The following is a 4,444-nucleotide window of genomic DNA, read 5'->3' on the forward strand; positions in this document are numbered from 1 at the left end:
CCCGTCAGTGCTGCTCCAGCCGGCCCCACCGTCACCGAACAGCCAGCCGCCGGGCCCACCATCGGGATTCTCGGCCGTGCCGGCAGCGCCGTTGCCGATCACCGTCGAGCCGAACAGCGCGTTGATGGTGCCGTCGACCTGCTGGCCGAGGTCGCTGGTGATCCACGCCTGCAGGTGACCGTGCAGCGGGGTGTAGATGAACTGCTGGAACAGCGCGGCCGGGTCGAAGGCGGTGGTGTCGGCCGGGCCCGGGATCAGGCCACCGAGCACGCCGTCCCAGTGCGCCGGGTCGAGGAAGGCGTCCCAGGCGGCCGGGGAGGTCAGCGTGCCCCAGTCCAGTGCCCCGGTGGTGGCGTCGAGGAACGGCGACAGCATCTGGTCGAAGGCGTCGTCGAACAGCTCGGCCTGTGCCGGGGGCGCAGCGAAGGCCATCCCGAAGGCCAGGATTACGCCCGCGGTGGCCCCCGCAGCGGCGGATTTTCGGTGGACAGCAGTCCGAGCGTTTCCACTACTGCGAAGTTGTGGCTGGGCCATCTCGCATTCGCCTTCCTATGGCGAGGCTGAGCGTTTCGGAACAAGCTAGCAAGGGACGACGGCGGCAGTCCCCGAAGTTGGATGGAAACTCGTTGGCCTCCGGGCGCGCGGCCGGACCCGAGGTGGGCGCTGACCCTGGACGTGCAGTTTTGCCCAGCAGGCCGCGGCGGGGCGTGTCAGTACGACTGCTGATTGCGGACATGGAGCATTGCTGAAATAAGTAAATGCCGGGATGGATTTGAAGGGCTCAGCTTGGGAAACCATCCGGTATTGCGGGCCCCCGCAGCTGGGAATCACCTGGTGTCTCGCTCGGGTAGCGCGTGAATATTTGGTCCACCTGGGGTGCACCGAGTCGGGGCCGTGACGTCAACAAATTTGCGGGGACGTCAATTATCCGATTGACGCGGCTGCAAATTTCTTTGGCGGATCGCGTCGGTTCGTGGCGGCGCTTCGGACGCGGCGATCCCGCCGACGGCCGGCGATAAATGGCCTATGACCTGCGGTTTCCATCACCGCTCAACATGTTGGGTGGCCCGCGGAGCGGGCGTGACACGCTATCTTTTTCTGAGAATTTTGGAACGTTCTAAGCAGTTCTGAGTCGTAGATCAGGTCCCTGGGATTCATATCCGCAGGTCAGGGTCGCTTACGGTCCGGTAACCGACTCCAGTCCGGATTTCTACACAGGGGTTGACGGGAGAAGAATTAGGATTAACCTACCTTTTCGCAGGGCTTGTTACGCCGCCTTATATGCAAGCTAAAGGGGAAAATCGTCATGTCTCGTCGCCGTCAAAACGTGTCCAAAGGTCGTCGCAGTAGCCGGGTGATCGGTGCTGGGAGCGCAGTGGGTGCGTTCCTCGCGTTCGGTATGGCTCCGTTGGTGGCTGCGCCATCGGCGCAGGCCGACTTCGACGACCTGCTGGTCGACCTGCTGGGTCAGGGTCTGGGTGACGCCGTGATTGGCCTGGGCGCCAATTTGGGGGATCAGGGCGCCTGGGAGGCGGTGTTGGACCCGGCCAGCTGGACGGCGTTCTTCGACGGCCTGGGCAGCCAGTCCACCTGGGATGCGGTGCTGGCCGATCTGGATATGAACGCCGTTGGAGGCGCCGCCGATGCCACGCTGGCCGGTTCTGCCGCGGCGTCGTTCAACTGGAGTGACATCAACTGGCTCAAGCCGTTTGGTGATGGTTCCGATGGCACTGCTGCCGATCCCAATGGTGGTGCCGGTGGCTGGATCTGGGGTAACGGTGGTGATGGCTGGAACGCCGACGGCACGGGCGTTGCCGGCGATGACGGTGGTGACGGTGGTCAGGCCGGGTTGTTCGGTGGTGATGGTGGTGCCGGTGGTGACGGTTACGGTGCCGGTGATGGTGGCGATGGTGGTGCTGCCGGGTTGTTCTCGTGGTTCAGTGCCGGTGGTGACGGCGGCAACGGTGGTGATGCCGGCGGCAATGGTGGTGCTGGTGGTGACGCCGCCCTGTGGGGCTTGTTCAGCACTGCTGGTGCTGGTGGTGATGGTGGCATGGGCGCGGTCGGTACGGCCGGGGCTGCGGGCAGCTTCGCCAACGGTGGTGATGGCAACGGCACCGCGGGTAAGGCCGGTGGCGCCGGTGGTAACGGTGGTGCCGGTGGTAAGGGCTCGATGTTCTTCGGTGCCGGCGGCAAGGGTGGTGCGGCCGGTATGGGCGGCACCGGTGGTGTCGGTGGTGCCGGCGATGACGGTACTGCCGGTGACTCGGTCCACCCGGGCGGCACGGCCGGTGGTGACGGTGGTGAAGGTGGCGCCGGTGGTGCTGCGGGTAAGGCCGGTGCCGGCGGTGCCGGTGGTTGGTTCGCCAGCAACGGTGCTAGCGGTGCGACCGCTGATCAGGGCGTCGGTGGTAACGGTGGCGAGGGTGGTCTCGGTGGTGCCGGCTATGACGCGGCCAGTGACCCGACTGCTGGGCCGGGTATCTCTGGTGGCAATGGTGGCGCCGGCGGCAATGGTGGTGTCGGTGGTGAGGGTTCCACCGACGGCCAGCATGGCACTGGTGGTGTGGGTGGTGCCGGTGGTAGCGGCACCGCCGGTTCCAACGGTGAGGCCGGTGATGCGGGCACCAAGGACCACACGACCGGTGGGACCGGTGGCAACGGTGGCGACGGTGGTAACGCCGGCAAGGGCGGTGCTGGTGGTGACTCCGGTGGCGGTGACCACGCCGCCGACGGCGCCAATGGTCACGCCGGTAAGGGCGGCAACGGTGGTGTCGGTGGTCAGGGCTATGACGCCGCCACCGACCCGACTGCGGCGGCCGGCGCCAACGGTGGCGACGGTGGTGTCGGCGGCAACGCCGGCAAGGGCGGCCTAGAGGCCGACGGCATCACGCGCGCTGCTGCGGGTGCGGCCGGCGTCGGTGGCAACGGTGGCGACGGCGCGGCCGGTGCCGATGGCACCCAGGGTGGGGTCAACTCGCCCACCGCCGGCGGTACCGGCGGCAACGGTGGTAACGGTGGTCAGGGTGGTGAAGAAGTCGACGGCACGCACGCTCACCGCGGTGATGGTGGTGACGGTGGGACCGGTGGCACCGGCGGCGATGCGACCAGGGACGGCAATGGTGACTTCGTCGGCAACGGTCTGAGCCCGGCGAACCCCAACTCAATCGGTGCGGGCGCTAGCGGTGGCACCGGCGGTAACGGTGGTACGGGTTATCACGCCGGTACCGGCGGTGACGGCGGCGTCGGCGGTAAGGGCGTCTACGGCGGCACCGGCGGTAACGGTGGTACCGGTGGCGCGGTCGGCGACGACGGCGTGGGCGGTAACGGTGGTACCGGTGGTGCCGGTGGTGAGGGCTCCGGTCACGGTGGTTACGGCGGCCAGGGTGGTGCCGGTGCGAATGCGACCGGTACCGACACTGGTGGCCGCGGTGGTGACGGTGGCCGCGGTGGTGACACCACCGGTGAGGGCAACACCGGCCTGTACGGCACGCTGGCCGGTGGCCACGGCGGTAACGGCGGCGTCGGCGGTAGCTCCGAGGACGGCGCCGCCGGTGCCGGTGGTGATGGTGGCGACGGTGGCACCGGTGCCCCGGCCGACACCACAAGCCTGGGAAGTCTGATCGGGGCGAGCACTGGCGGCTCGGGTGGCACCGGTGGTACCGGTGGCGCGACCACCGACGGCACCGCCGGCAACGGTGGCACCGGTGGTGACGGTGGCGCTGGAGCCCTCACGGGTGGCCATGGTGGTGCCGGTGGTAACGGTGGCGCGGTGACCACCGGTGGTGAGGGCACCGCCGGCCATGGTGGCAACGGTGGTTCCGGTGCCGACGGTGGTGCCATCGGTGATGGGGCGACCGGCGGTCACGGCGGTGCCGGCGGGGCCGGTGCAGACGCTGACGGTACGACCGCCGGCCAGGGCGGCGGCGGCGGCGGTGGTGGCGGTGGCGCCGTCATCATCGGCTTCAACGGCGGCACCGTGACCGACAACATCGCGGTCGGTGGGGATGGCAGCGCGGGTGCTGCCGGTAGTACCAGCGGGGTCGGCAGCAACGGCTCCACCGGTGGTGGCGCCGGCATTGTGGCCGACGGTAACGGCACCAGCATCGCCCACAGCAGCGCCACCGGTGGCAACGCCGGCGCCGGTGACGCCAAGGGTGGCGTCGGCGGCGACGGCGGTGGTGGGCTGATCCTGGCGAGCAACGGTGGATCCGTCAGCTACGCCGACGCGGTGGGCAACACCGGCGGTGCCGGTACCAACGGCGGAACCGGCGGTGACGGTGGCGCCGGTGTCATTACCGCGAATAACGGCACAGTCACCGGCGACACCCCGACGGGCACCAACAGCACCGCCACCGGTGGCGTCGGCGGTGCCGGCATCGACGGCGGCCAGGGCGGCGCCGGGGGAGAAGGCGTCCTGGTCGCTCAGCCGGGCGGTGTCGCC

General features: G+C 68.9%; 1 protein-coding gene and 1 pseudogene. One reads left to right on the forward strand and one right to left on the reverse strand.

Going from position 1 to position 4,444, the window contains the following annotated elements; translation table 11 throughout:
• A pseudogene (locus DQP56_RS22755) lies at positions 1–432 on the reverse strand (hypothetical protein); the annotation flags it as partial.
• 979 nt (positions 433–1,411) lie between these two features.
• Between DQP56_RS22755 and DQP56_RS25670 the strand changes: the two are divergent.
• Positions 1,412–4,444, forward strand: a 3,033-nt coding sequence (locus DQP56_RS25670; protein WP_353617221.1) for a PGRS repeat-containing protein, incomplete at its 3' end; no start/stop codon positions are given.

The organism is Mycolicibacter senuensis (genome assembly GCF_003284925.1).
In the GTDB taxonomy this organism is placed as follows: domain Bacteria; phylum Actinomycetota; class Actinomycetes; order Mycobacteriales; family Mycobacteriaceae; genus Mycobacterium; species Mycobacterium algericum_A.